The 23,603-nt window shown below is 58.4% G+C and carries 28 protein-coding genes, 1 pseudogene and 1 riboswitch; of the genes and pseudogenes, 10 read left to right on the forward strand and 19 right to left on the reverse strand.

Annotated elements, in window-relative coordinates:
• Positions 1-76: 76 nt before the first annotated feature.
• A complete protein-coding gene (locus K7H94_RS21300) occupies positions 77-976 on the reverse strand; it encodes a LysR substrate-binding domain-containing protein (protein WP_141495867.1) in 900 nt (299 codons plus the stop codon).
• Positions 977-1,073: 97 nt separating this feature from the next.
• Between K7H94_RS21300 and K7H94_RS21305 the strand changes: the two genes are divergently transcribed.
• Positions 1,074-1,844 (forward strand): HalD/BesD family halogenase, encoded by a 771-nt coding sequence (locus tag K7H94_RS21305; protein ID WP_222952173.1) that lies wholly within the window; start codon positions 1,074-1,076, stop codon positions 1,842-1,844.
• On the opposite strand, the gene K7H94_RS21310 is transcribed toward K7H94_RS21305, so the two are convergent.
• Positions 1,829-2,911, reverse strand: coding sequence for a DUF2817 domain-containing protein (locus tag K7H94_RS21310; protein ID WP_222952174.1), 1,083 nt, complete (start codon positions 2,909-2,911; stop codon positions 1,829-1,831). The genes K7H94_RS21305 and K7H94_RS21310 overlap by 16 nt on opposite strands.
• 38 nt (positions 2,912-2,949) lie before the next feature.
• Positions 2,950-3,720 carry a transporter substrate-binding domain-containing protein gene (locus K7H94_RS21315; RefSeq protein WP_132463239.1) on the reverse strand — a complete coding sequence of 257 codons (771 nt, stop codon included), beginning with the start codon at positions 3,718-3,720 and terminating at the stop codon, positions 2,950-2,952.
• Between the two features lie 267 nt (positions 3,721-3,987).
• On the opposite strand from K7H94_RS21315, the gene K7H94_RS21320 reads away from it, so the two are divergent.
• Both K7H94_RS21320 and K7H94_RS21325 read left to right on the forward strand, forming a co-directional pair.
• Positions 3,988-4,662 (forward strand): heavy metal response regulator transcription factor, encoded by a 675-nt coding sequence (locus K7H94_RS21320; protein ID WP_222952175.1) that lies wholly within the window; start codon positions 3,988-3,990, stop codon positions 4,660-4,662.
• A complete protein-coding gene (locus K7H94_RS21325) occupies positions 4,659-6,038 on the forward strand; it encodes a heavy metal sensor histidine kinase (RefSeq protein WP_222952176.1) in 1,380 nt (459 codons plus the stop codon). The genes K7H94_RS21320 and K7H94_RS21325 overlap by 4 nt, the downstream gene beginning before the upstream one ends.
• A gap of 29 nt (positions 6,039-6,067) precedes the next feature.
• On the opposite strand, the gene nfsB is transcribed toward K7H94_RS21325, so the two are convergent.
• On the reverse strand, positions 6,068-6,721 hold the full coding sequence (nfsB, locus tag K7H94_RS21330; protein ID WP_058770319.1) for an oxygen-insensitive NAD(P)H nitroreductase: 654 nt from the start codon (positions 6,719-6,721) through the stop codon (positions 6,068-6,070).
• A 104-nt stretch (positions 6,722-6,825) separates the two neighbouring features.
• A complete protein-coding gene (locus K7H94_RS21335; RefSeq protein WP_021508931.1) occupies positions 6,826-7,827 on the reverse strand; it encodes a zinc-binding alcohol dehydrogenase family protein in 1,002 nt (333 codons plus the stop codon).
• 136 nt (positions 7,828-7,963) lie between these two features.
• Here K7H94_RS21335 and K7H94_RS21340 point away from each other — a divergent pair, with 136 nt between their 5' ends.
• The 3 genes from K7H94_RS21340 (at position 7,964) to K7H94_RS21350 (ending at position 10,030) form a co-directional block, all read left to right on the forward strand.
• Positions 7,964-8,881: a LysR family transcriptional regulator gene (locus K7H94_RS21340; RefSeq protein WP_058759023.1), complete on the forward strand. Its 918-nt coding sequence runs from the start codon at positions 7,964-7,966 to the stop codon at positions 8,879-8,881.
• 494 nt (positions 8,882-9,375) lie between these two features.
• Positions 9,376-9,747 (forward strand): type II toxin-antitoxin system RelE/ParE family toxin, encoded by a 372-nt coding sequence (locus K7H94_RS21345; RefSeq protein WP_222952177.1) that lies wholly within the window; start codon positions 9,376-9,378, stop codon positions 9,745-9,747.
• Positions 9,731-10,030, forward strand: a complete 300-nt coding sequence (locus K7H94_RS21350) for a helix-turn-helix domain-containing protein (protein WP_021508926.1) — start codon at positions 9,731-9,733, stop codon at positions 10,028-10,030. The genes K7H94_RS21345 and K7H94_RS21350 overlap by 17 nt, the downstream gene beginning before the upstream one ends.
• Before the next feature lie 77 nt (positions 10,031-10,107).
• Here the strand turns inward: K7H94_RS21350 and K7H94_RS21355 are convergent, their stop codons facing one another.
• The 8 genes and pseudogenes from K7H94_RS21355 to K7H94_RS21390 form a co-directional block, all read right to left on the reverse strand.
• Positions 10,108-10,575 (reverse strand): hypothetical protein, encoded by a 468-nt coding sequence (locus tag K7H94_RS21355; RefSeq protein ID WP_058759022.1) that lies wholly within the window; start codon positions 10,573-10,575, stop codon positions 10,108-10,110.
• 185 nt (positions 10,576-10,760) lie between these two features.
• Positions 10,761-11,690 (reverse strand): ABC transporter substrate-binding protein, encoded by a 930-nt coding sequence (locus K7H94_RS21360; RefSeq protein ID WP_058781069.1) that lies wholly within the window; start codon positions 11,688-11,690, stop codon positions 10,761-10,763.
• Between the two features lie 9 nt (positions 11,691-11,699).
• Positions 11,700-12,434 (reverse strand): ABC transporter permease, encoded by a 735-nt coding sequence (locus tag K7H94_RS21365; RefSeq protein WP_222952178.1) that lies wholly within the window; start codon positions 12,432-12,434, stop codon positions 11,700-11,702.
• A pseudogene (locus tag K7H94_RS21370) lies at positions 12,418-13,056 on the reverse strand (ABC transporter ATP-binding protein); the annotation flags it as partial. The pseudogene K7H94_RS21370 and the gene K7H94_RS21365, both read right to left, overlap by 17 nt.
• Before the next feature lie 74 nt (positions 13,057-13,130).
• Entirely contained in the window at positions 13,131-14,099 is a 969-nt protein-coding gene (locus tag K7H94_RS21375; RefSeq protein WP_222952180.1) for a HesA/MoeB/ThiF family protein, read from the reverse strand.
• Positions 14,100-14,109: 10 nt separating this feature from the next.
• Positions 14,110-14,868: a thiazole synthase gene (locus tag K7H94_RS21380; protein WP_222952181.1), complete on the reverse strand. Its 759-nt coding sequence runs from the start codon at positions 14,866-14,868 to the stop codon at positions 14,110-14,112.
• A gap of 3 nt (positions 14,869-14,871) precedes the next feature.
• On the reverse strand, positions 14,872-15,069 hold the full coding sequence (gene thiS / locus K7H94_RS21385) for a sulfur carrier protein ThiS (protein ID WP_010615679.1): 198 nt from the start codon (positions 15,067-15,069) through the stop codon (positions 14,872-14,874).
• Complete coding sequence (locus K7H94_RS21390; RefSeq protein ID WP_222952182.1) at positions 15,053-15,997, reverse strand: FAD-dependent oxidoreductase; 945 nt, start codon at positions 15,995-15,997, stop codon at positions 15,053-15,055. Before K7H94_RS21390 ends, thiS begins: the two co-directional genes overlap by 17 nt.
• Before the next feature lie 127 nt (positions 15,998-16,124).
• Positions 16,125-16,244: riboswitch (TPP riboswitch) on the reverse strand.
• 165 nt (positions 16,245-16,409) lie between these two features.
• On the opposite strand from K7H94_RS21390, the gene K7H94_RS21395 reads away from it, so the two are divergent.
• From K7H94_RS21395 to K7H94_RS21405, 3 genes are all read left to right on the forward strand, one after another.
• Positions 16,410-16,847, forward strand: coding sequence for a 6,7-dimethyl-8-ribityllumazine synthase (locus K7H94_RS21395; RefSeq protein ID WP_058781064.1), 438 nt, complete (start codon positions 16,410-16,412; stop codon positions 16,845-16,847).
• 171 nt (positions 16,848-17,018) lie between these two features.
• Positions 17,019-17,696 carry a hypothetical protein gene (locus tag K7H94_RS21400; protein ID WP_222952183.1) on the forward strand — a complete coding sequence of 226 codons (678 nt, stop codon included), beginning with the start codon at positions 17,019-17,021 and terminating at the stop codon, positions 17,694-17,696.
• Positions 17,689-18,396: an RES family NAD+ phosphorylase gene (locus K7H94_RS21405; RefSeq protein ID WP_222952184.1), complete on the forward strand. Its 708-nt coding sequence runs from the start codon at positions 17,689-17,691 to the stop codon at positions 18,394-18,396. The genes K7H94_RS21400 and K7H94_RS21405 overlap by 8 nt, the downstream gene beginning before the upstream one ends.
• 118 nt (positions 18,397-18,514) lie before the next feature.
• Here K7H94_RS21405 and K7H94_RS21410 read toward each other — a convergent pair whose 3' ends face one another.
• Both K7H94_RS21410 and K7H94_RS21415 read right to left on the reverse strand, forming a co-directional pair.
• Positions 18,515-18,724 (reverse strand): glycine zipper 2TM domain-containing protein, encoded by a 210-nt coding sequence (locus tag K7H94_RS21410; RefSeq protein WP_031279978.1) that lies wholly within the window; start codon positions 18,722-18,724, stop codon positions 18,515-18,517.
• A gap of 253 nt (positions 18,725-18,977) precedes the next feature.
• A complete protein-coding gene (locus K7H94_RS21415) occupies positions 18,978-19,703 on the reverse strand; it encodes a pirin family protein (RefSeq protein ID WP_222952185.1) in 726 nt (241 codons plus the stop codon).
• A gap of 123 nt (positions 19,704-19,826) precedes the next feature.
• Here K7H94_RS21415 and K7H94_RS21420 point away from each other — a divergent pair, with 123 nt between their 5' ends.
• The gene (locus K7H94_RS21420) at positions 19,827-20,708 is read left to right on the forward strand and encodes a LysR family transcriptional regulator (protein WP_222952186.1); all 882 of its coding nucleotides are present in this window, start codon (positions 19,827-19,829) and stop codon (positions 20,706-20,708) included.
• 1 nt (position 20,709) lies between these two features.
• Here the strand turns inward: K7H94_RS21420 and K7H94_RS21425 are convergent, their stop codons facing one another.
• The 4 genes from K7H94_RS21425 to K7H94_RS21440 are packed head-to-tail and all read right to left on the reverse strand — an operon-like array spanning position 20,710 to position 23,559.
• A complete protein-coding gene (locus tag K7H94_RS21425; protein WP_222952187.1) occupies positions 20,710-21,459 on the reverse strand; it encodes an anti-sigma factor family protein in 750 nt (249 codons plus the stop codon).
• Positions 21,456-21,959, reverse strand: coding sequence for a sigma-70 family RNA polymerase sigma factor (locus tag K7H94_RS21430; protein WP_215481189.1), 504 nt, complete (start codon positions 21,957-21,959; stop codon positions 21,456-21,458). Before K7H94_RS21430 ends, K7H94_RS21425 begins: the two co-directional genes overlap by 4 nt.
• Entirely contained in the window at positions 21,959-22,513 is a 555-nt protein-coding gene (locus K7H94_RS21435; protein WP_058781059.1) for a cytochrome b, read from the reverse strand. Before K7H94_RS21435 ends, K7H94_RS21430 begins: the two co-directional genes overlap by 1 nt.
• Positions 22,510-23,559, reverse strand: a complete 1,050-nt coding sequence (locus K7H94_RS21440) for a catalase family peroxidase (protein ID WP_222952188.1) — start codon at positions 23,557-23,559, stop codon at positions 22,510-22,512. Before K7H94_RS21440 ends, K7H94_RS21435 begins: the two co-directional genes overlap by 4 nt.
• Positions 23,560-23,603 lie beyond the last annotated feature (44 nt).

A 23,603-nucleotide genomic window follows, 5' to 3' on the forward strand; every position in this document is an offset into this window, starting at 1 on the left:
TTCTTCGCAACTGCGCACAAAGCGCATCAGCATAGGGCAATCCCTGTCGCAGAACGCTGCGGCAGTTAACAGTTTGTTAACTCGCCAGCTGCGTCAGCCACTGAATCAGCGCCTCGCTGCCGGGTTGACTGCGGGAACGCTGTGGCCAGGCGAGGAAATAGGGTTTGCTCAGCGGCAGGCTGAGCGGATCCACCACCTGGAGCGCGCCGCGCGCCAGTTCGCCGGCAATCAGGCGACGCTGCCCCAGCAACACACCGGCCCCGGCTACTGCCGCGTCGATCGCAAGTGAGGTGAGATTAAAGCTGAATGCCGGCTGGGCCGCCGGCTCCATGCTGCCTTTGGCCTGAAACCAGCTGCGCCAGTCGGGCAGAAAGCGCCCTTCATTGCCCCAGTCCAGATGGATCAACGGCGCCTGGCTGAGCAACGATTCGCCCGGGTAACGCTGTATCAGCGCCGGACTGGCGACCGGCAGCACCTCGTCACAGAACAGCCGTTGCTTGTCGAGTTGCGCGTAGCGATCATCACCAAAGCAGATGACAAAATCTGCCGGTGTGGCGCTGAAATCCACCGGCGCATGAGTGCCGTGCAGGCTGAGATCGCAGCCTGGGCAGTGAGCCCGCCAGGCGGTGATATTCGGCAGCAGCCATTTCGACGCCAGCGCCGGCAGTGAATAGAGCGTCAGCTTAGGCATGCTGGCTGCATGGCGCAAATTTTGCTGCCCCAGATGCAGAATGTCGAACGCCTCACTGACATAGCGCAGATACTCTTTGCCGGTTTCCGTCAGCATCACGCCGCTCTGGGTACGCACAAACAGTGCGCTGCCCAGCTGCGCTTCCAGCTGACGAATTTGCTGGCTGACGGCAGCCGGCGTCAGCGCCAGCTGCGCGGCGGCTTTCGCCAGGCTACCAAGTTCCGCCGCCACTTTGAACGACTGAATCACGCTGATTTTCGGCAAACGCGACGCGGGTGCAGGCATTAAGGTTTCCTTAGCAAGGCGTTAAATATTTATCGTTAGGCATCAACATATCAGGCCGTTACAGTCTCTACACCTGCCAACTCAGAGAACCACCGCGATGTCTGCTTTGATTCGATTTGATTTGCACCCCCTGGCCGACGCCGACTGGCGTCGGCACTGTCGCCAGCAGCTGGAGCAACACGGCGCGCTGGTGCTGCGTCAGTTTTTGCAACCGGCTGCGCTGCAGGCGATCGTGGCTGACGGACTGGCCCAGCGCCATCTGGCTTACCACACCGTCAGCAAGCACAACGTCTATCTGCTGAAGCCGGACGAGGCGTACCGTGCCGATCATCCGCGCAATCGTGACGTGATCAGCACTAAAGGCTGCATCACCGACGATGTGATTGCGGCGGAATCGCCGCTGCGTCAGCTGTACAATGACGAACTGTTTAAACGCTTTCTGTGTGATGTGCTGGACGAAGACGCGCTGTATCCGTATGCCGACCCGCTGTCGTCCATCAATCTGCATTACGCGCCTGACGGCCAGGAACTCGGCTGGCATTTTGACAACTCCTCTTTCGCCATCACGCTGCTGGTGCAAAAACCGCGCGGCGGCGGTGTATTTGAGTATGTGAAAGATTTGCGCGATGCGGATGCCGGCGAGATGAACTACGACGGCGTCGCCGCCGTGCTCGATCAGCGCCATACGGTCGAGGCGCTGGAGATTGATGCCGGTGACCTGGTGCTGTTTCGCGGGCGTAATTCGCTGCACCGCGTGACGCCCACCGAAGGCGATGTCACGCGTATGCTGGCGGTGCTGGCCTACAACACCCAGCCCGGTATCGCGTTGTCCGAAACCGCGCGCATGACCTTTTACGGCCGGTTGTAAGCCACCAGCGCGCGCCAGCCGCGCAGGAAAATCTGCCGGGTACGAAACGCAGTTAAGGCGCGCCAGTCTTCATCGGCGGGCCAGAACCCCTCCACCAGCTGCTGCTTCAGCGCGCGTCCTGCGTGGCTTGCCGGATCGCCCTGCAGATGCAGCCAGTGATCGTCGCGCACCCGGCGGTGCATCTCCTCACCCGGATAAGTGCCGCACTCCACCACCAGCGGCAGCAGCTGCGTGTCAGGCAGCGACGTCAGCAGAAACTGCGAGACATAGCCCGTTGCCGTGGCGGTCACGCCGGTGTCGCTGTCGCGCCCGGCGCCGGTAAACAGCAGCGTCAGCCACTCATCGTATAACGTTTTGCCCCAGTCATGCGCCGGATAGCGCTGTTCAGCAATCGCCAGCAGCATCGGATGGCCCCACGCGCCGGCACCGGTGTGCAGGTCGAAACTCAGGATGACCTGCGCCTGACGCAGATGCTGTTCGACGATGGCGTGCAGCGTGCGGTGCGACCAGGCCGGCTGCTGCCCGCCATAAAACAGGCCATCTGCTGCCTGATATTGTCCCGCTTCCACTACCCGTTTTAGCGCCGGCCAGCCTGACTGCTGCAGTGTCTCCGCCAGCAGCCGATCGGCATGTGCGCGGTCGCCGTGGTAAAGATCGTGCCATAGCGCATAGTGCGGATTAGCGGGTGCGGGCTGGCTGAAATCGATGAAATTCCGGTTGAGATCGATATTGTCTTCATTGACGCGCCGCAGATGCGCAGCGCCCCATGGATTCAGCAGATGGATCAGCACTAGGGCGCAGTCGGGCGGTAACGCGGCGACATCAAGGCTATCAAGCCAGGCGATCTGGCTGTCTGAACCGTAATAGCCCTCCACACCGTGTGTGCCGGAGAGAATCAGCATGCGTTTGCGGGCCGCCGGATCGCCGATCACCGCGACGTCGGTGTACAGCGCAGCCCCGTCGGGCGCGGTCAGCGGATGGCGATAGGCAGTCAGCGCACCGTGCTGGCGCGTGACGGCGTCCAGGAATCGCGCCCGCTGCTGGGTATAATCAGGGAGTAAAGACATGATTTTCCTGTGCGTGATGAAGGCAAATCGCCCTGCGATTAGGGATAAACCTTAACCTTAAAGTACTTCTGCGCCAGCCGGTCATAGGTGCCGTTGCTGTGCAGCGCAGCCAGCGCATTGTTAATTAAAGTAAGATTGGCCGTATCGCCTTTACGCAGCCCGATACCTACGCCATTGCCCAATAGTGCTTTATCCACCAGCGTGGCTTTATTGACATAGCCCTTGCCTTCCGGCGTGTTGAGAAAGCCCTGCTCGGCCGAAACCGCATTCGCCAGGCTGGCATCGAGTCGACCCGCTACCAGATCCGGGTAGATCTCCATCTGATTCGGATACGAGACCACGTTGACGCCCTGCGGTGCCCATTTCGTTTTGGCGTAGGTTTCCTGAATGGTGCCCTGCGCGACGCCGATATTTTTACCGCGCAGCGTGCTGATGTCCGCCGTCAGCGTGCTGTTGGCAGGCGTCAGCAGCGCGCTGGGCGTGATATACAGCATATCGCTGAACGCCACCTGCTCGCGGCGCTTCTCCGTCATCGACATTGCCGACAGAATGGCGTCAAATTTCTTCGCCTGCAGCGCCGGAATGCTGCCGTCAAAGCCAATCTGTACCCACTGACATTTCACTTTGGCCTGCGCACAGATGGCATTGCCCAGATCAATATCAAAACCCTGCAGCGAGCCATCGCTGGCTTTGGATTCGAACGGTGGAAAAGTGGGATCGACGCCAAAACGCAGCGTCTGCTGCGCCGCAGCCAGTTGGCTAAGGGCGCTGAGTGACAACAGTAAGGCATAAGACCAACGCTTTTTCATGATGCTCTCCGGCAGGCTATCTCACAGGTTTTAACCTTGTAATAACACGATGCCGCTGACACCACCATCAAAAGCGCGCAATAATGCAGAGCAAATTCTTATATATGTTAATGAGTTAGCGAAATTTGTCGCGCCATTAAGTTTTACTTAACGCTCTGTCATGATTTTGTCATCAGGGGCTCATGCCGCTGTCAGCCTCGGTTTTCTATGCTAACCCGCGTTATACTGCCCGCCATCAGCAAGCGGCCGCCACTGCCGGGAGATCGCATGAAAATATTGGTGATAGAAGATGAAGCCGGGGCGCGTGATTACATGCGCAAAGGATTGACCGAGGCCGGTTTTATCGTCGACGTGGCGGAAAACGGTCAGGATGGCCTGTTTTATGCGCAGGAGCACCATTACGATCTGATTCTGCTGGATGTGATGATGCCCGGCATCACTGGCTGGGAGGTGATGGCGCAGCTGGATAAGCAATTGCAAACGCCGGTGATTTTCCTCACCGCCAAAGGCACGGTGGAAGATCGCATCAAAGGGCTGGAACTGGGTGCCGATGACTATCTGGTCAAGCCCTTCTCCTTTGCCGAGCTGCTGGCGCGCGTGCGCACCCAATTGCGACGCGGCAGCCAACAGAAGCTACCCGACATCCTGACGCTGGCCGATCTGCAGCTGGATATTGCCCGTCGCCGGGTCGAGCGCGCCGGACAGCGCATCGACCTGACCAACAAAGAGTTCAATCTGCTGCATCTGTTTCTGCTGCATCCCGGCGAGGTACTGACACGCACGGTGATTGCATCACGCGTCTGGGACATGAATTTTGACAGCGACACCAACGTGGTGGATGTGGCGGTAAAACGGCTGCGGCAGAAAATTGACGGCCCTTTTAACCGACCATTAATTCATACCGTGCACGGTGTCGGTTATCGCTGCGAAGCTGAAACATGAAACCCCGCTCGCTCGCCGTCCGCCTTTCGCTACTGCTCAGTGCTACGGTGGTGGTCATTTTTACACTCAGCGGCATGGCGCTGTATCACACACTGGCGAAGCAGATCGGCGTGCGCGATGACGCAGCCCTACTGACGCGCATCGATCAAATGCGCACGCTGCTGCGCGATGAAGATGCGCTGACGCTGATTCAGCAGAAGCCGCGGCTGTTCGCCAACATGCTGGGCAATACCGAATCGTTGCTGGTGCTGCGCTTTCCCGGCCAGCCGCCGCTGATCGTGATCAATCCTGGCGCGCGTCCGGTGCCAGCCATTACGCCGGTCGCCGCCGATCAGCCGTTAACCCTGCAATCGGTCCACCATCAGCAGGCGGCGGACGGCACGCCGTTTATCGCCGCCGCCGCGTTAACACCAACGCGCGATGGCAGCGGCCAGATCGAAATCATCACAGGTCGCCTGATGAGCGACCGCACGCAGACCCTCACCGGCTATCGCCACCAGATTATCCTGTGCACCGCGCTGGCGGCGCTGCTGGTCGCCGCGATCAGTGTGCTGCTGGTGCGCCGCGGCCTGACGCCGCTGCGCCGGCTGGCAGCGGAAGCCGGGGTGATCGACGTGCGGCGGCTGTCGCATCGCATTGAACTGACCAGCGCGCCAGGCGAGCTGCAACCGCTGCTGGCGGCGCTCAACCAGATGCTGAGCCGGCTGGAGCAAGGTTATCAGCAACTTAGCCAGGTCTCAGCGGACATGGCACACGATCTGCGCACGCCGATTGGCACGCTGCTTGGTCAGACGGAAGTGGCACTGAACCAGCCGCGCAGCGTCAGCGAGTATCAAACGCTGCTGGGTTCCAATTATGCGGAGCTGGAGCGGCTGGCGAAGATGATTGATAACATGCTGTTTCTCGCCAAAGCCGCAGACGCCAGCCAGGCGCTGGACAGGCAACGCATCGATCTGACACCGCTGGGTGAGCGGTTGAGTGACTATTTTGAGGGTATGGCAGAAGAGCATGGCATGCAGCTTGTCATCTCGCTTCACGGCGAGTTGCACGCCGATCCACAGTTGTTACAGCGCGCGCTGGCGAATCTGATCGCTAACGCGCTGCATTACGGCACGCGCGACGGCACCATTCACGTCTCCAGCATTCCGCAGCCAGACGCCGTGCTTTTGGTGGTGGAGAATCAAGGACCGACGCTAAGTCAGGCGCAGCAGGCACGCCTGTTTGACCGCTTCTGGCGCGCCGATGCATCACGCCAGCAGGGCGGCAGCGGACTGGGTCTGTCGATCGTGCGCGGGATCATGCAACTGCATCAGGGCAGTTGCACGGTGAGCAGCGAACACGGCATCACCCGTTTCTGCCTGCGGTTCCCACGTTAAGCGCGCAGGTGCGCACCTGGTTAAGTCCCTTAGATAAATGTGAAAATTTCGTCCTGCGGCAGTCGCGATTTCGGCAGCGTGGCGTTGAAATCTTCCTCACTGCGATAGCCAAGCGAAACCAGCACCACGCTGGTAAAGCCCTGTTCACGCAGGCCCAGCGCCTGGTCAAGTGCGCGCGCATCAAAGCCTTCCATCGGGGTGGCATCAATGCCGAGCATCGCGGCGCCCAGTAACAGTCCGCCCAGCGCCAGATAGACCTGTTTCTCCATCCATTGCGGCACATCGCGCAGCTCATAACGGTGCATATCCACGTAGCTGCGGCGGCTCTTATCCTGCCCGGCTTTGGCTTCGGGTTTGGCAAAACGCCCGTCTTTCTCTTCCTGCGCCAGCACATTTTGCAGGTGCGCTTCATCCAGATCGGTGCGCATGCACAGCGCAATCACGTGTGAAGCGTTCAGCACCTTAGGGTTGTTGTAAATGAACGCGCCGCTGGTGGATTGCGCCATCTTTTCCCGCCCTTCCGCAGTCGACGCGACAACAAAGTGCCACGGCTGCGAGTTAACCGATGACGGGCTGTTGCGCAGCAGGTTAAGCAGCGTGTCGATCTCCTGCTGCGGCAGCGTTTTGCCCGCAGAGAAAGCTTTTACTGTGTGACGGCGGGCAACCGCATCATTAAGGGTCATGAGAGTCTCCTGATTGAAGATTGCGCCAGAGCGCAGATAAATAGCAAAGTCGCTACCATAACCGCCCGGGCTGACGGACGGTTAACCTTACGTGTTTTAATGACTTAAAAGCCGCTGAGAACAATCTTGCCGCGTGCGCGACCGCTTTCAATCAGCGCATGCGCTTTACGCAGGTTGGCCGCGCTGATGCTGCCGTGATGCTCGCCAGCGGTGGTCTGCAGGGTTTGATCGTCAATCAGCTGACTCACCTGCTGCAGAATCTGATGCTGGCGCTGCATATCGGCGGTATGGAACAGCGAGCGGGTAAACATCAGTTCCCAGTGCAGCGAGATGGCTTTGCGCTTCAGCGGCACCGCATCCAGGGTTTCCGGATCGTCAATCAGCGCCAGTTTGCCCTGCGGAGCCAGCACATCGATCAACTGCGGGTAGTAGCTGTCGGTATGGGTCAGTGAGGCCACGTAGCGCACCTCTTTATGGCCAATCGCTGCCAGCTGCTCGCCCAGCGGACGCTGGTGATCGATAACATGATGGGCACCCAGCGAGCGCACCCAGTCGGCGGTTTCCGGGCGAGAGGCGGTACCAATTACCGTCAGTCGGGTCAGTTTGCGCGCCAGCTGCGTCAGCATCGAACCCACGCCGCCGCCCGCGCCGATGATCAGCAATGTGCCTTCGTCGGCAGCATCAATTTCCAGGCGATCAAACAGCAGTTCCCACGCGGTGAGTGATGTCAGCGGCAGCGCGGCGGCATCGGCGTCGCTCAGCGTGCGCGGCTTGAGTCCGGCGATGCGTTCATCCACCAGTCCGTACTCGGCATAGCTGCCAGCGCGCGTGATGTCGCCGGCGTAGTAAACTTCATCGCCGGGCTGAAACAGTGTGACATCGCTGCCCACCGCCTCGACCACGCCCACCGCATCCCAGCCGAGAATGCGCGGCGTGTCTGTCGGGGCGCCAGCGCGCACTTTGGTATCAACCGGGTTAACCGCAATCGCGCTGATTTTCACCAGCAGATCGCGTGCGCCTGGCTGCGGTTTCGCCACGTCCAGTTCATACAACGCATTTTCATCTGAAATCGGTAAACCGTTTTGGCTATAAACAATCGCTTTCATGCAACAGGCTCCAGGTGAGTGAATATTTTCAGGGTATTGACAGCAGCATAGCCAGACATCGCACCGGGAAAAATGCCTGTTGCAGGACAACACTTTCACTCGTAGAGTGAAAATCCCGATAATGGCGAGAACGTCGATGATTCGTTTAGAAGATGTCACCCTGTTTGTGCGCTCTGCCGCGCTGGGCAGCTTTTCCCGCGCAGCGCGCGAAGCCAACCTGCTGCCCGGTCAGGTCAGCGCCGCCATTCAGCGGCTGGAGCGCGATCTCGATCGCCGCCTGTTTGCGCGATCGACGCGCAGCCTGCGTTTAACGGCGGAAGGCGAAAAGTATCTGCCGTTCGCGCAGGAGATGCTGGCGCTAATGCACGCCGGTGCAGAAAGCCTGCAAAGCCACGACGATGCCCTGAGCGGCGAGCTGAAAATCGCTCTGCCGTCTGACATCGGCCGCCATATTATTCTGCCGCTGCTGACAGAATTTTGCCGGGCGCATCCGGCGCTCGGGCTGCGTCTCTCGTTTTCCGATCAGGTGAGTGACGTGTTCCGCGATCCGGTGGATATCGCTATTCGCTACGGTAAGCTGGAGGACAGCAGCTATGTCGCGCTACCGCTGGCGGAAGAAAACCGCCGTGTGATGGTCGCCGCACCCGATTATCTCGATCGACATGGCCGTCCGGAAAAACTCGAGGATCTGGCACAGCATCACTGTCTGCCGTTTGTCATGGGCGGCCACGTGTATGATAAATGGACCTTTCCGCAGGAAGGGATGCGGCGGCAAATCACGGTGAAAAGCCGGTTGCTGTGCGACGACGCTGAAGTGGCGCGCCGCTGGGCAATTGCCGGAATGGGGATTGCTTATAAATCCTGGCTTGATGTCTGCGACGATATCAGGCATGGCCGGCTGGAACGGGTGCTGCCGCAGTTGCCAGGCGAAAGCACGCCGCTGCATTTAATCTGCCCGCATCGCAAACAATTCTCGCCGGCGATTCGCGCTTTACATCAATTATTGCGTGAACATTTACGCACTCTGACGGCGCAAATCTTACCGGCGATTTAATCTCACCGCTGCGCCTCGACGCCATCAGCCACGCAATCCGGGCCAGCCATCAGGCGAATGCCTCTGCGATTTATCTTTAAAATTAAGGACGCGCGGCCGCAAGCGGATGAAATGCTGCGCCTTCTGAACCCGCGCATGAAAACGCAGCCGTCCGGCACCTCTGATAACCGTGGCACAGCATAGTAATCTTATTCTTAACAGGTAATATTTAACGTTACTTCACTGTATTCACGTTAATTATTCAGGACTGATGATGTCTCAACCCAAAGCGATGTCTGTTAATGCCCTCACCCACATTATCCTGTTCTTCCTGGTCATCAACGCCATTGATGTCGTGTATGCGTTGATGCACTGATGGCTTATTGCGCTTTACCGCTGTTTTTGCGAGCCAGACTCGAAAGATGAGATAAATTCCCCGTCACGGATTTTTTAATCCGTGAGTCTTGATAGGCTGCAGACGATAAAATAGACTACAGACTATCAAGGATGGCATCGTGTGGCAGGTTGAAGCAACAGATCGGTTTTGGAAATGGTTGCAGACTCAGGATGAAGCGTTGCGTCTCGACGTGCTTGCCGCCATGAAGCTTCTGGCGCAGGACGGTCCGCACCTCGGCCGCCCTTTCGTTGATACCCTGATGTTATCGCGGGTGCCCAATATGAAAGAGCTACGCGTGCAAAGTAAAGGTCGTCCCATCCGCAGCTTTTTTGTTTTCGATCCGCGCCGCCATGCGATTGTGCTGTGTGCCGGCAACAAACAGGGTAAAAATCAAAAGCGTTTCTATCAGCAGATGCTTCGCATTGCCGAAACCGAATACCATCATCATCTGAACGCAATCGGGGAAACACATAATGAAAACCTTGGATGAGATGCTGGCGGCGCTGACGCCCGAACAGCAACATCAGGTCGATGAACGCGTCAGCCAGATGCGTCTGGAATACCAGCTTTATCAATTACGTGAGCAGATGCAGCGGACTCAGCGTCAGCAAGCGCAGGCCATGCACATTGCCCAGTCATCTGTGGCGGCGATGGAAGCGCGTGGCGCAGAGTTAAAAATCTCCACGCTGAAGCGCTACATTGAGGCGCTGGGTGGAGAGCTGACGCTGGGTGTAAAGATGCCGGGTGGCCAGCATGTTGACTTAATTATCTGACCGTTCAGGCAGAGCGTATTACGCCCTGCCCCAGACTTCGATCAACGGTGCCGACACCTGGCCCGCACCGCAGTCAATCAGGAGTTGTTTGGCGTGGCAGCGCTTTCGCTGAACTGCGGTTTTTGCCGCGTAACGGAATAGACCACGTTTTTCGGGCCATTGGTGTCTGTGGTGACATCGACCGCAGGAATGGTCACTTTGCCAAAACCAAACAGTGTTTGCACGTAGCCGCCAATCTGGTGTTTACCGGCCGGAACGCGGAGCTCTTTACTCTCGCCCTTTTGCAGCAGTCCGGCTTCCTGCCCATCCACCGTCACGTACACGGATGAGCCATCGTCGGTGCGCGTCACCAGATGGGAGACATTGATGACGGTCGGTCCGCTGGCAAACGGCGAAGCGCTGTCGTTGTTTTCGACCGGAGCGGAAGCGGTAGCCGGGGCTTCTGCGGCGGCAGCATCAGCGCTGCTGTCGCTGGCAGCATGACGCGCACAGCCGGTGAGCAGGAGTGTGGCCGTTAACGTGGCCAGTGTGAAACGCGAAAACATCGTGACGAAAAACCTTCTGCTAAATGAGAAGTATTTATTTTAGCGTTACCCGCGCAGTGATAACAGTCACAGAAATCCAGTATTTTCCGAAAACCGGGGATGCGGGTCTCCGTTTGTCCCCCGGCCGCACGCAATGTCAACGCGCGCCGTTCTCCCGGCCCGGGAAAACGGCGTAAGCGGACGGATTACAGTGAATAGCGCGCCAGCGGCGCCACGGTGGTGATCAGCCCGTTGGCTTTCATATATTCACCAAATGCCTGATAACGCGCCTGATTGAATTCCGCACTGTGCGTTGCAAAATAAGGCAGCGTCGCCTGCCAGGCCTGATGATTGAGTGGCGTATCCAGTTCAGGGTAACGCTTAATGAACGCCTGCCACGCCTGTTGCGGGTGAGCGCGCAGCCAGGCGATGCCCGCATCCAGCCCACGCAGAAATGCCGGGATGCGAGGATCGTTTGCCGCCGTGTTGCTGTTGGCCAGAATAATCAACTCATCGTAGGCCGGCACGCCGTAATCTTCCGGTTTAAAAGACACCGGCTTTGCGCCTTTGTCCTGCAAATCCAGCAGCTCGTAGTTACGGAAGATGGTCAGCGCGCCGTCAATTTTATGCGTCAGCAGCGCGGAGACGGCGTCCATATTCAGATTTACCAGCTTCACGCTGTTAACGTCGACGCCCTGCGATTTCAGCATATTGCGGATAGCCACATCTTCCGCGCCGGGAATCGCATAGCCAATCGATTTACCGGCGAAATCTTTAATACTGTGGATATCGCCCGATACGGCTGTCAGGGTGTTCAGCGGCTGGTTAATCAGCGTACCAACCCGGATCACCGGCACCTGCTTGTCCACCAGCGTATAGAGCTGCGGCTGATAGCTAATCGCCAGATCCGCTTTGCCTGCCGCCAGCAACAGCGGTACCGACGCGGAATCCGCCGGTGCGATCATCTCGACATCCAGCCCCTGCTGTTTAAACGCCCCGCTGTACTGAGCGGCAAAGATCGCCGCGTGGTTGGGGTTAATGAACCAGTCGAGCAGCAGCCGCACCTTTTCGGCTGCCTGCGCGTTGACGGTGGCCAGCAGCAGTAACGAAGCGATGGCACGAAGAAGTCTATTCACTCAAGTTCCTTAGTATGATTGCCAGAGAAATTTTTTACGCACCAGCGCCACGGCCGCTGAGAGCAGCAGCGCCAGGCTCATTAACAGCAGCAGTGCGGCAAAACTGGTGGCCGTTTCCAGCCGCGCGTTGGATTGCATCATCAGGTAGCCCAACCCTTCGCTGGCACCGACCCACTCGCCGATCACCACCCCAATCGGTGCCAGCACCACCGCCATCTGCAGGCCGGCGAAAAACTGCGGCAGCGCAGCCGGCCAGCGCACGCGCCAGAAAATTCGCCAGCGCGAGGGATACAGCGTTTGCGCCAGCTCCAGCCAGCCGGCAGGCGTACGGCATAAACCGTCGAACAGCGACAGGCACAGCGGGAAAAACAAAATCAGCGCCGCCACCACGACTTTTGACGCGATGCCAAAACCCAGCCACAGCACCAGTAGCGGGGCCAGCGCAAATACCGGGATGGTCTGGCTGGCTGTCACCAGCGGAAACAGCACCCGACGCAGTAGCGGGCTGGAGGCCATCAGTACCGCCAGCACCACGCCGCCGCCGACGCCCAGCAGCAGCGCCAGCACAATCTCCGCCAGCGTAAACATTGCGTGATGCGCGAGCAGCTGCCGCTTTTGCCACAGAGCCTCCAGCACCGCATGCGGTGCCGGCAGCAAAAATGCCGGTACGCCGTTGTGCCGCGCCAGCAGCCACACGCCCAGCACCACCGCGATCAGGTAGATACCACTACTCAGCTTTTTCATAGGAATTCAGTCGGGAAAAGAGTTCGGCCTGCGCCTGCAGCAGTCCGGCATCATTGAGCGCGCGCGGCACCGTACCTGCCGGCACAGCCCAGTGCGTCACCTGCAGCGGCTGGCCGTGCAACAGCCGAATGTCATCGGCCATACGGCAGGCTTCCAGCGGATCGTGCGTCACCAGCAGCACCGTTTTGCGGCGCAACAGCGTCGCGGTCAGCGTTTGCAGCTGGTGTTTAGTCATCACATCCAGCGTGGCGAACGGCTCATCCATCAGCACCAGCTCGCGCTGCGCATACAGCGTGCGCGCCAGCGCGACCCGCTGCCGCATACCACCTGAGAGCTGTGAGGGCGCGGCTTGCGCCTCGTCTTCCAGTCCCACCTGTGCCAGCAAATGGTGCGCCCGCACGCGGTCCGGCTTCGCACCGCTCAGACGCGCCGTCAGCATCACATTCTCCAGCACCGTTAGCCACGGATAGAGCAGATCCTGCTGCCCCATCCATGCCACGTGCTGCGCAATACCGCTCAGGCTGCCCTGCTGCGGCTGCACTAAGCCGGCCACCAGACGCAGCAGCGTACTTTTACCAATGCCGCTGCAGCCCAGTAACACCGTGGTCTTGCCGCCACGCAGTTGCAGATTGAGCCGATGGCACAGCTGTTTTTCGCCCCAGGCAAAGCTCACCTGGTCAAAGCGGATGTCCTGCGTCATGGCCGCCGCGCCGCCAGAATCGCCAGCTGATTGAAGCCGCGCTGCGCCAGCGCGCTGGCCGCCTGCGCCGCCCGGATGCCGCTGGCACACACCAGTACGATGCGGCGATCCGCCGGTGGCTGCCAGGCGTCCAGTTCGTGCGGCAATACGCGCTCAACCCGATCGGCCACGCTGGCGGGCGCCTCTTCGCAGCTGCGCAGCTCCACAATGCAGTCTCCGGGCTGTAACAGGTGAGCATCAATAAACGGCACGCCGGGCTGGGCCGGTTCCTGTGCCGCATCAAAGCGGAACGAACGAAAGTGCCAGCTGACGAAGTCACAGTTGACCATGCAACCGAGCGGTGAGGGTTGCAGGCCGAGCAGTATGCTGAGCGCCATCTGCGCCTGCATCGCCCCCAGCGCCGCCACGGCTGGCCCTATCACGCCGGCGGTGTTGCAGTTAGCTGCGGAAGCAGGCAGCTGCGGAAACAGCGCACGATAACTCGGTGCGCCGCCGCAAAAACCGCCAGCATAGCCCTGACGACCCAGCACCGAGGCGCTGATCAGCGGTATGCCCGCCTGGAAACAGGCATCAGACAGTTGGTAAGTCACCGCGAAGTTATCGGCGGCATCAATCACCAGATCGCACTCCGCCAGCGCCTGCGCGATATTGCTGGCACTCAGCGCCTCGGGCACCGCTTCGATTTGCACCTCAGGATTGCGCTGATGCAAAGCCTGCTGCGCCGCCACAGCTTTGCTGCGACCCACATCCTGCAGGGTGAACAGCGTCTGGCGATGCAGGTTATGCAGCGCGACCTGATCGTCATCGTACAGACACAGCTGACCGACGCCCGCGCCCGTCAGCTGAGGCAGCAGCGTGGCGGCCAGCCCACCGGCACCGGCTACCAGCACGCGGGCGCGAGCCAGTTTCTGCTGCCCGACGACGCCAATTTCCGGCAGCATCATCTGGCGTTGGTAGCGTTCCATTGCGAGCTCCTTAGTTCAGGTTAGCGAGGCCGAAGATCGGCGTTGAGGCCACGGCCATATCACGCTTCTCCATCAGCCCGGCCTCGCGCGCGCCCTGCCCGGCGGCGATCGCCTGGCTGAACGCGCGCGCCATCGCCACCGGATCGCCCGCTTTCGCCACAGCGGTATTGAGCAGGATGGCATCGAAGCCCATCTCCATCGCCTGCGCTGCCTGTGACGGCGCGCCGATGCCAGCATCAATGATCAGTGGAATATCGCTGAACCAGGCACGCATCGCCCGCAGCCCGTCAATATTTCGCAATCCCTGGCCGGAGCCGATGGGCGCGCCCCACGGCATCAGCAGTTCACAGCCAGCGGCCAGCAGTTTTTCACCGACTATCAGATCCTCCGTGGTGTAGGGAAACACCAGGAAGCCGTCGGCGCACAAAATGCGTGCCGCTTCGACCAGCGCGAACGGATCGGGCTGCAGCGTGTCGGCATGACCAATCACTTCCAGCTTGATCCACGGCGTGTTAAACAACTCGCGCGCCATGTGCGCGGTGGTGACGGCCTCTTTGACCGTGTGGCAGCCAGCGGTATTGGGCAGCACGCGCATATTCAGGCCCGTCAGCAGCTCGCGAAAAGCCGCGCCCGCCGTGCCTTCGCGGCGCAGGCTGACAGTGATAATTTCACTGCCGGATGCGGCGATCGCCTGCTGCAAAATCGCCGGTGAAGGGTAGCCTGCGGTGCCGAGCAGCAAGCGTGACTGCGGCGTAAAATCGTAAAACATCGCTCAGCCTCCCTGCATCGGTGACAGGACTTCCAGCTGCCAGCCTTCCTGTAACTGCAGGCTGGCATACTGACTTTTCGGCACAAAATCGCCATTGCAGGCGGTGGCAACACAGGCCGCATCGATTTGCTGTTCGATCAGCAATTCGCTGAGGCTGGTGGCCTCAGTGCTGATGGTGCGGCCGTTAAGCTGAATATTCATGGCTAACCTCCCCGGACAGGCGCTGCATCAGCTGTTCTGCCATCATTGGTGCCAGCAGAAAACCGTGACGATACATGCCGTTAAGATAAAAAATACCGTTGTGATAGTGGATTTCCGGCAGATTAGCCGGCCATGCCGGACGCAGACCGCTGCCGCTTTCGATGACGCGCGCTTCCGCCAGCGCCGGGTGCAGGGTGTAGGCCGCGCTGAGCAGTTCCATCATGGCGCGCGCGCTGATAGCGCTGGCATCGTCGCTTTCGATCATGGTGGCGCCGAGCATGAAGTGGCCGTCGCGACGCGGCACCAGATAACAGGGAAAACGCGGATGGAGCAGACGAATCGGCCGGGAAAATGACACCTCATGACTCTGCAGGATCAGCATTTCCCCGCGCACCGCGCGCAGGCCGGAGAGCTGCGCTCTGGCATGGATACCGCGACAGTCGATGATCCGGCCCGATGGCTGGCGCGCATCAAAGCGGACGCCGCGCTGCAGCAGTTTGTCACGCAGTTCAGCCAGCGCACGGCGCGGATCGAGATGTGCTTCGCGCGGGAAAAACAGTCCGCGCGCAAACCGGTTTTCCAGCGCCGGTTCAAGCGACGCCGGATCAACCCATTGATGCGCCGTCGTCATGCGCGCGAAGCGGTTTAACTCCGGGTTATCACGCGGCGGTGCCAGCACTAACGTACCCTGATGCACCACGCTGCTGACGCGCGTTTGCCACCAGGCCGCAGCATGCTGGCCGAGGGTAATCACCTCCGCTGGCGCGCTTTCTGCTTCACACCACGGCGCCAGCATGCCACCGGCAAACCACGAGGCAGGCTGACGCGCTTCATCATCAATGACCTCGACGGTTTCGCCGCGCTCAGCCAGCAGCGTGGCGACACAAATCCCGGACACGCCGCTACCGAGCACGCTCCAGCGGCTCATGAATCACGTTCCGGTAAATAATCTGGGAAATTCACATCGGCCTCTCAGTGATAACTGAGACCCGCAGATACAGGTGAAGGGAATCGACGCCAGCGATCGGGCTCGCCTTTGCGCCAGACGGCTTTGCACATGAAGCCGTCAGTCTTCCTACGCCAGTATCAACTGGGTCAGGTTCAAAGGGTCGCTAAGCCGCGCAGTGCGCTATTAGCCTCTCAGTCTCTCAGGCGAGACTCCCCCGACGCGTCTATTTGTATTGCAGGCGCTGGCTGGCGTCAAGCAGCACGTTAACCGCGCTGCCCGCGTTGTGGATCAAAATTGCAACATATGGTATACCAGACGGATAGCGGGCAGATGATAAAAAAGACTTTTTTATTATTCACTTATAAATTTTTCAGCTAATCATGGAAGCATTATGAATAAGTTTCGTGTGGCTTTTATTAAAGCAGGATGGCATCAGGCGATCGTGAACAACGCGCTGGTAGGATTTGAGCAGGAACTGGCAGAACAAGGCGTCGAAAATACTTTAAAAAGCTATGACGTACCCGGCGCGTTTGAAATGCCGCTGCTGGCCAAACGCCTGGCCGAAACCGGCAAATTTGATGCGATTGTCTGCGCCGCGCTGGTGGTCGACGGTGGCATCTATCGCCATGACTTTGTCGCGCAGGCCGTCGTCGATGGCCTGATGAATGTGCAGCTCACCACCAATGTTCCGGTGTTTTCGGTATCACTCACTCCGCACAATTTTCAGCCGGTCGACGCGATTGAAGCGTTTTATACCGAACATTTCATTAAAAAAGGCAAAGAAGCCGCCCGCGCCGCTCTGATGATTCACCAGCTTCAGATCGACTGAACCTCAAACGGATTGTTAGCGTTTCCCACTTTTAACAATCCGTTTTCTGCAGTGTGCTCCCTCTTACCACTCGCCTCTTGCTTACTTAAAGCAGCACCGTCAATGCCATTGCAAGTTATTCGGGATATCTTTAAAATCGGATAACCTAAATAACCTTGCGGGAGTTAACTGATGGTTAGCGATAAAGATCAAACCGGGGTTTCTGCACTGACGGGTACTCCGCAGGAGATTCAGGGGCGACTGTCAAAATCACATGCCAGTCACGTTGTTGCCATTACTTTCGACCATCCAAGCGATGCGCTGACGCTGCGCAACCTGTCAGAAAATCTTTCCGCAATCGCTTCATCCATGTTTGCAATTTTTCAACAGCGGCAGCGGCAGGAATCGCTGGAGCAACTGGCCATTGCGATGTTACCGCGCGTGCCAGCTTCGCCTCATTTACTCAAAGAAGCGGCGATGTTGCTAGAGGCGCGCAATGCCGTGCTGGAGAGCGGAAACTGGCTCAGCGCCGCAGAAGTGGCGCAACTGGCAGGGTTGAGTTCCACAAATCCGAGCGCTCAGCCGAATAAATGGAAAAAAAGCGGTCAGATATTTGCCATCAATCACAATGGGATAGATTATTTCCCCGATTATGGCCTGGATCGCGACACGCACTTTCGCCCGATTAAACCACTGGCTCAGATACTCAGGATTTTTGCCGGACACAAAGACAGTTGGGCTATTGCATTGTGGTTTCTGTCGAATAACAGTTTCCTTGCGGGCAAACGGCCACAGGATCTACTGCTAACCGAAGCGCAACGCGTCATCGACGCCGCTCTGGATGAAATGGAAGGAATAACGCATGGATAAGCGCAGCACTGCGGCGCAACCTGATGATTTATCAACTTTGCCTGTTATTACTGCCGAAGAAGGTGCGCCATTGCCAGGCGCTTTACTTCAGCTGTCATTTATTACGCTTTCAGCAGGAAGCATTCTGCACCGGGTCCATCTGTCGCATTATGCCGCCAACCAGTTTAATCCTGGAGTGAAAGGGAATGCCCGCTTCAGTCCAATAAAAACCAGACATGGGCAGCCAATACCGACTCTATACGGCGGTTCGACCAGAGACTGCGCATTAATGGAAACAGTATTTCATGACGTGCCTTTCGCACCCGGTCTTAAGACGCTGGATAAGAATAAATTACATTATCAACTTCATTCCTGTCTTAAAGTTAATGAAGATATGCTGCTGATCGACCTGAGCAGCATCGCATTGCGCAAGTTAGGTATCACGCGTAAGCAGCTTATCGATACAGAAAAACATCACTATCCCCTCACCCGACGCTGGGCAGCCGCTCTGCATCATCAGAGCGAATCAGCGCAGGGCCTTTCATGGATATCCCGTCAGGATGATTCAGCGCGGGCAGTGATGTTATTTGGCGATCGAATTTCACCTGGCATGCTGACGCCACTTAATAAATCATTAAGCCTGATTGATGATTCCGATACTTATGGCGAGGTTTTACATCTCGCATCGCGATTAGGTGTGTTTATCATTGCAGCAAAATAAACCATGATGCTATCCGGCGATGGATAAAAGAGAAAAGTGGACGAATAAGAATTTAAAAATGAAATGGTTTAAAATTTCGCCAGCACTCCAGCTGGCGAAATCCTGAGTAGCGGTGAAATTAACGGCTGACTTCGTGACCAATCAGGCCGCCGATAGCTGCGCCGCCGAGGGTACCGAAGGTGCTGCCGCCGGTCAGAACAGCGCCGCCGACCGCACCTACACCAGCGCCAATGGCGGTGTTGCGGCCACGATGAGACATACCACAAGCCGTTACAGAAAAGGCTAAAACCAATACCACTGCGATATTAAAGCTGCGTTTTAAAACCATCAAAATCCTCATTACCATTAATTCTAATGGAATGTAATAGTGTTAACTTTGTTTGTTGTTTAGCCGCCAAATACCTAGCGTAGCGTGCTTATCCTGGAGGCAAATTTAAGGGGCTTTGCATTTTTGTGGAAGGTAAAAATTCCTATTTTATGCCGGACCTGTCAGGTACTGGTTATTATTCGTTCCTTAAGCCAAATAAAAAGGCATGGCGTGAAGGTTCACGCCATGCCTCGCTGACTTACCGCGCAATGAATTAACGCTGCGGATGATTAACTTCGACTGGTCGTAAATCAAACACCAGCACTTCAGCGTTGTTACCGTTAGCGAACCGCAGCGCCGTCTCATTGCGTACGCGCGCGCCGTCGCCGGCTTTAAAGCTCACGCCATTCACTTCAATGCTGCCGCGCGCCACGTGAATATAAGCATAGCGATCGTTAGCCAGTTCCAGCGTCTGCTGCTCGGCACCGTCAAACAGTCCCGCGTAAATACGCATATCCTGACGTACGCGCAGCGAGCCGTTATCGCCTTGTGGCGAAACAATCAGGCGCAGCTGGCCGCGTTTGTCGGCCTCTGCCACTGACACCTGCTGGTAACCCGGCTCGGTACCGCGTTCTGCCGGCACAATCCAGATCTGCAGGAAGTGCACATTGTCCTGTTTCGAGTGGTTAAACTCGCTGTGCGTTACGCCGCTACCGGCGCTCATCAGCTGCACGTCACCGGGCACGATAACCGAACCGGTACCCATGGAATCTTTATGCTCCAGCGCGCCTTCCAGCACGTAAGAGATAATCTCCATGTTGTTGTGCGGATGCGCACCGAAACCGCGACCCGGTGCTACCTGATCATCGTTAATCACCAGCAGATCGGAGAAACCGGTCTGTTGTGGGTCCCAGTAGCTGGCAAACGAAAAGGTATGGCGTGAATGCAGCCAGCCGTGATCGCCTAAGCCACGTTGTTCGGACAGTCGTTGTTCAATCATGGTCTGCTCCTTAAATTTTTAGCTGGAGGGCGAAGGCCCTTCCCGTTGCTGACCAGTATACGTAAACTGATTTGCCCAACAATGCGCCTGTATGACAATGACTGTCACAGATAAGTGGACAATATGCAGATTGAAGATCTCCGGATTTACGTCGCTGTAATCAAAGCGGGCAACTTTACCGCTGCGGCTGAACAGCTGATGCTCTCCAAGCAGTACGTCAGCCGGCGCATCGCCGCGCTGGAAGAGTCACTCGGGGCGCGTTTGCTGAATCGCAATACGCGCAAACTGTCCGTTACCGACAACGGCCAGCTGTTTGCCCAGCATGCGCAGCGCATTCTGGATGATGTGCAGGAAGCCGAACTGGCGGTGTCTGGTCGTCGTCAGGTGCTGCGCGGCAGTTTTCGTCTCAGCGTGCCGATGTCGTTCGGCATCAGCCATCTTTCCCCTTATATCGCCGAATTCCTGAGCCAGCATCCCGGTATCCAGTTCCAGGTGGAACTGGCCGATCGGCATGTGGATATGGTGGGCGAAGGTTTTGATATGGCGATCCGCATCGGCACGCTACCGGACTCCAGCCTGATCGCCAAACGGCTGGGGGAATTCCGCCGCGTGATTTGCGCCAGCCCGGCCTACCTGCAGGGCGCCGGCGCACCGCGTGAGCCGGAGGATCTGCTGCAGCATCTCTGCCTGCGCTATGGACGTGAAAGCCAGACCGGCTGGGAGCTGTTTCAGGGCGACATGCGTAAAGTGCTGGCGGTCCAGGGACCGATGGTCAGCAATAACGGAGAAATGCTGCGTGATGCGGCCGTCGCCGGGTTGGGGCTGATCCTGCTGCCGGAGTTTATCGTGGCTCCGGCGCTGGTGCGTGGTGAGCTGGTAACGGTACTGGATGACTGGCATCCGGCCTCGCTGCACCTGAATGCGCTTTATCCGCAGCATCGCCAGCGCAGCGAGATCAATCGGGTATTTATGACGTTCCTGCAGGCAAAGCTGGCAGGCAAATGAATCAGCCCACTTCGCTGCCTATCGCAGCACGCAGTGCCGGTGCGGCTTCCCCGCTCATCGGGCTCACCAGCGCATAGTTATAGTGGCGATCGCTCCAGTATTGCGCCACCAGGTTGTCCGCCTGGCGCGACCCCTTTTCCAGCCGCACGGTTTGCGGGCGGATGTACCAGCCAACGCGCGTGCCGCTGGCGGTCTGATACAGCACCAGCGCCGAGGCGCCATGCTCATTCGCCATCAGGCGCGCGCCGATGAGCTGATAGCCAAAGCGCTCCAGATTGGGCGGCAGCGGACCGTTGATAAAATAGCGGCCCAGCCAGCTGGCCAGCTGTGTCGTCTGATGGGTGCTAATGTCCATCATCGCCTGCTGCGCGCCATCGCCGAATAACCGGTAAGCCTGTACCGCATCCTCCATCGGTAACGGGTGATTCTGTAAGCGTTCAGTCATCTGCCAGCCGGACAGACTGCCGATCCCTAACGCCAGCACCAGCGAGCAGGCCAGCGCCAGCCGCTGATAACGCTGTCGCGCACGCCGCTGGCGCAGCTGTGCCGGCTGCAGTGGCGTAAAAGCGGTTCGCGCCATGTTGCGCTGCAGGCTTTGTTGCAGGCGCAGCTTGTCCTGACGCCAGCCCTCAACCTGGGCGGCGACGGCAGGATGCTGCGCCAGCCAGTGGCTGACGGCCTGATGGCTGGCGCTATCCAGTTCACCATCCAGCCAGGCGTGCAGCTGGTTCTCATCGGGCGGGATATTCATTTTAATCTCCTCAACGTCACCGGGGCCGGCAGGCCTTCGGTCATGTGCTGCAACTGTTTTCGCGCCCGCGACAACCGTGACATCACGGTGCCCAGCGGAATGTCCAGCGTGTCAGCTGCTTCCTGATAACGCATGCCTTCCACGTTAACCAGGAGCAGCAATGCGCGACTGTCAGCCGGCAGACGGGCGAACAGCGCCAGCATCTCATCGGCGATGGCGTGATGCTCAGCCGACTCGGCAAAGGGTTCGGCGCGGCTGAACAGCGTCATAATCGCCTGCCAGCGCTTGCGGCGCCGTTCGCCATCAATGAACTGATGCCAGAGAATGGAAAACAGCCAGGCACGCAGACTGCGCGTGTCATCGCGCGCCGCGTCCAGTGCTTTGACCAGCGTGTTTTGTACCAGATCTTCAGCGGCCATGCGCTCACGCGTCAGCCCCAGCGCAAAACGCTGCAAATGCGGCAGTAATGTGCGGATTTCGTCATCGCTCAATGCAGACATTATTTTTGCTCTCGCACCCGGCGCAGGCCGGTCATGCTACTCAGCACGCCATCACGTAAAATCAGACCATGCAGCAGCGCGGCAGCCAGATGGGCCAGGATCAGCGCGAACAGACTAAACGCCAGCAGCGAGTGTAACGGGCGCAGCACGGCATAACTTTCCACGCTAACCGGCAGCAGCGGCGGCAGCACCAGCCCCTCGCCAATTGTCACCGGAAACCCGCCTGCCGACAGCATCGCCCAGCCTACCAGCGGTTGCGCCAGCATCAGTAAATAGAGCGCCAGATGGGTCAAATGTGCCACCGTTTGCTGCCAGCCCGGCACCGACGCGGGCATGGCGGGCACACCATAGTAACGCCGCAGCCCGATACGCACGACCACCAGCAACGCGATCGCCACGCCGAGTGGTTTGTGTATCGCCAGCAGCAGTGAATGGGCAGCCGAGATATCCGCCACCATCGCCACGCCGATAAATAGCATGGTCAGCACGGCCAGCGCCATCAACCAGTGTACGATGCGCAACAGCGGATGAAACAGGGTTGTCTGGTGACTCATGATTTTTTCTCCTGCTGGTGCGCCTGTTCAGCCGTGCGCAGATTGAAAGATTTTGCGTAAGCGGCGGAGCGCGCGTTGAGCAGCGGATCGTCCGAACCGCTGATGCCCTGCGGCAGAATCAGCGGATCGTAATTGATGTCATTGCAGCTGCCGCCCTGTTGCGGGCTGCTGTCGCGCAGCGTCAGCGTACCGGCGACAACCTGCTGCCGATCGGCTGGCCACACCTTGCTGGCATCGTTCACCGCATCGCCGGGCTGAGCCACGCTGATCACCAGATCCCACTTCAGCGGTGCGGTCGCCAGCCGGTCGTGCAGGTCGCTCTGCAGATAATCCGGCTGCTGCTGCTGAGCGGCGCTGATCGGCTGCCATGGCGTACGCGGCACCAGACTCCAGCGCACAAAGCGCGTTTCCCCCTGCGCATTGGTAAAGCGGAAGGCATTCAGACTGTTGTACTGCTCCTGTGCCCAGCTGGCGGCCAGTACGTGGGTTTTTAACCAGGCAAAGAACGGTTTAACTTCGGGATGGGCAACGGTAAACGCCATCAGCTTTTGCGCATCAGGTTTGCCGGTCTGCGGCAGCGGTCGACTGGCCTGCTGCTGATCGTAAAAAGCCTGCGGCGTACTGACCGGGAAAAACGGCAGCGCGTTCATGCCGGTACGCCACTGCTCGCCGTGCGCCAGCTGAAATTCCAGCGCCAGGCTGCGCACCGGCACGCCATAATCCGGCGCGTGAGGATTACCGCCGGCAATGGCAAAGCGGCCAATCACCGGCACCGTACCCGGCTGGAAAACGCTGGCGCGTGACAGAAACGCCGCGTTGCCGCTGGAGGTAAAATCACCGGTAACGCACACGCCCTTGGCATGATTGCGCCGGTATCCCGGATGCACACCGCTGTTTTGCTGCAGCGACTGCACCAGACTTTGCGCACTGAGGCGCTGCGGCGTCAGCCAACCGCCTGCAGCAAGAAACAGCACCAGCAGTAATCCGGGAATAATGACCACCAGCAGTAACAACGGCAGATGTCTGACCGTGGGTTTAAAGTTCATCTTAGCCAACTCAGTAAGGAAAAGTGGGCATAAGACGAACCAGT

Origin of the sequence: Pantoea dispersa, from assembly GCF_019890955.1 — a bacterium.
GTDB lineage: Bacteria > Pseudomonadota > Gammaproteobacteria > Enterobacterales > Enterobacteriaceae > Pantoea > Pantoea dispersa.

Coding starts and splice junctions, on each gene's coding strand:
- K7H94_RS21300 (WP_141495867.1), bottom strand. CDS start 976: ATGCCTGCACCCGCGTCGCGTTTGCCGAAAATCAGCGTGATTCAGTCG.
- K7H94_RS21305 (WP_222952173.1), top strand. CDS start 1,074: ATGTCTGCTTTGATTCGATTTGATTTGCACCCCCTGGCCGACGCCGAC.
- K7H94_RS21310 (WP_222952174.1), bottom strand. CDS start 2,911: ATGTCTTTACTCCCTGATTATACCCAGCAGCGGGCGCGATTCCTGGAC.
- K7H94_RS21315 (WP_132463239.1), bottom strand. CDS start 3,720: ATGAAAAAGCGTTGGTCTTATGCCTTACTGTTGTCACTCAGCGCCCTT.
- K7H94_RS21320 (WP_222952175.1), top strand. CDS start 3,988: ATGAAAATATTGGTGATAGAAGATGAAGCCGGGGCGCGTGATTACATG.
- K7H94_RS21325 (WP_222952176.1), top strand. CDS start 4,659: ATGAAACCCCGCTCGCTCGCCGTCCGCCTTTCGCTACTGCTCAGTGCT.
- nfsB (WP_058770319.1), bottom strand. CDS start 6,721: ATGACCCTTAATGATGCGGTTGCCCGCCGTCACACAGTAAAAGCTTTC.
- K7H94_RS21335 (WP_021508931.1), bottom strand. CDS start 7,827: ATGAAAGCGATTGTTTATAGCCAAAACGGTTTACCGATTTCAGATGAA.
- K7H94_RS21340 (WP_058759023.1), top strand. CDS start 7,964: ATGATTCGTTTAGAAGATGTCACCCTGTTTGTGCGCTCTGCCGCGCTG.
- K7H94_RS21350 (WP_021508926.1), top strand. CDS start 9,731: ATGAAAACCTTGGATGAGATGCTGGCGGCGCTGACGCCCGAACAGCAA.
- K7H94_RS21355 (WP_058759022.1), bottom strand. CDS start 10,575: ATGTTTTCGCGTTTCACACTGGCCACGTTAACGGCCACACTCCTGCTC.
- K7H94_RS21365 (WP_222952178.1), bottom strand. CDS start 12,434: ATGAAAAAGCTGAGTAGTGGTATCTACCTGATCGCGGTGGTGCTGGGC.
- K7H94_RS21375 (WP_222952180.1), bottom strand. CDS start 14,099: ATGGAACGCTACCAACGCCAGATGATGCTGCCGGAAATTGGCGTCGTC.
- K7H94_RS21380 (WP_222952181.1), bottom strand. CDS start 14,868: ATGTTTTACGATTTTACGCCGCAGTCACGCTTGCTGCTCGGCACCGCA.
- thiS (WP_010615679.1), bottom strand. CDS start 15,069: ATGAATATTCAGCTTAACGGCCGCACCATCAGCACTGAGGCCACCAGC.
- K7H94_RS21390 (WP_222952182.1), bottom strand. CDS start 15,997: ATGAGCCGCTGGAGCGTGCTCGGTAGCGGCGTGTCCGGGATTTGTGTC.
- K7H94_RS21395 (WP_058781064.1), top strand. CDS start 16,410: ATGAATAAGTTTCGTGTGGCTTTTATTAAAGCAGGATGGCATCAGGCG.
- K7H94_RS21400 (WP_222952183.1), top strand. CDS start 17,019: ATGGTTAGCGATAAAGATCAAACCGGGGTTTCTGCACTGACGGGTACT.
- K7H94_RS21405 (WP_222952184.1), top strand. CDS start 17,689: ATGGATAAGCGCAGCACTGCGGCGCAACCTGATGATTTATCAACTTTG.
- K7H94_RS21410 (WP_031279978.1), bottom strand. CDS start 18,724: ATGGTTTTAAAACGCAGCTTTAATATCGCAGTGGTATTGGTTTTAGCC.
- K7H94_RS21415 (WP_222952185.1), bottom strand. CDS start 19,703: ATGATTGAACAACGACTGTCCGAACAACGTGGCTTAGGCGATCACGGC.
- K7H94_RS21420 (WP_222952186.1), top strand. CDS start 19,827: ATGCAGATTGAAGATCTCCGGATTTACGTCGCTGTAATCAAAGCGGGC.
- K7H94_RS21425 (WP_222952187.1), bottom strand. CDS start 21,459: ATGAATATCCCGCCCGATGAGAACCAGCTGCACGCCTGGCTGGATGGT.
- K7H94_RS21430 (WP_215481189.1), bottom strand. CDS start 21,959: ATGTCTGCATTGAGCGATGACGAAATCCGCACATTACTGCCGCATTTG.
- K7H94_RS21435 (WP_058781059.1), bottom strand. CDS start 22,513: ATGAGTCACCAGACAACCCTGTTTCATCCGCTGTTGCGCATCGTACAC.
- K7H94_RS21440 (WP_222952188.1), bottom strand. CDS start 23,559: ATGAACTTTAAACCCACGGTCAGACATCTGCCGTTGTTACTGCTGGTG.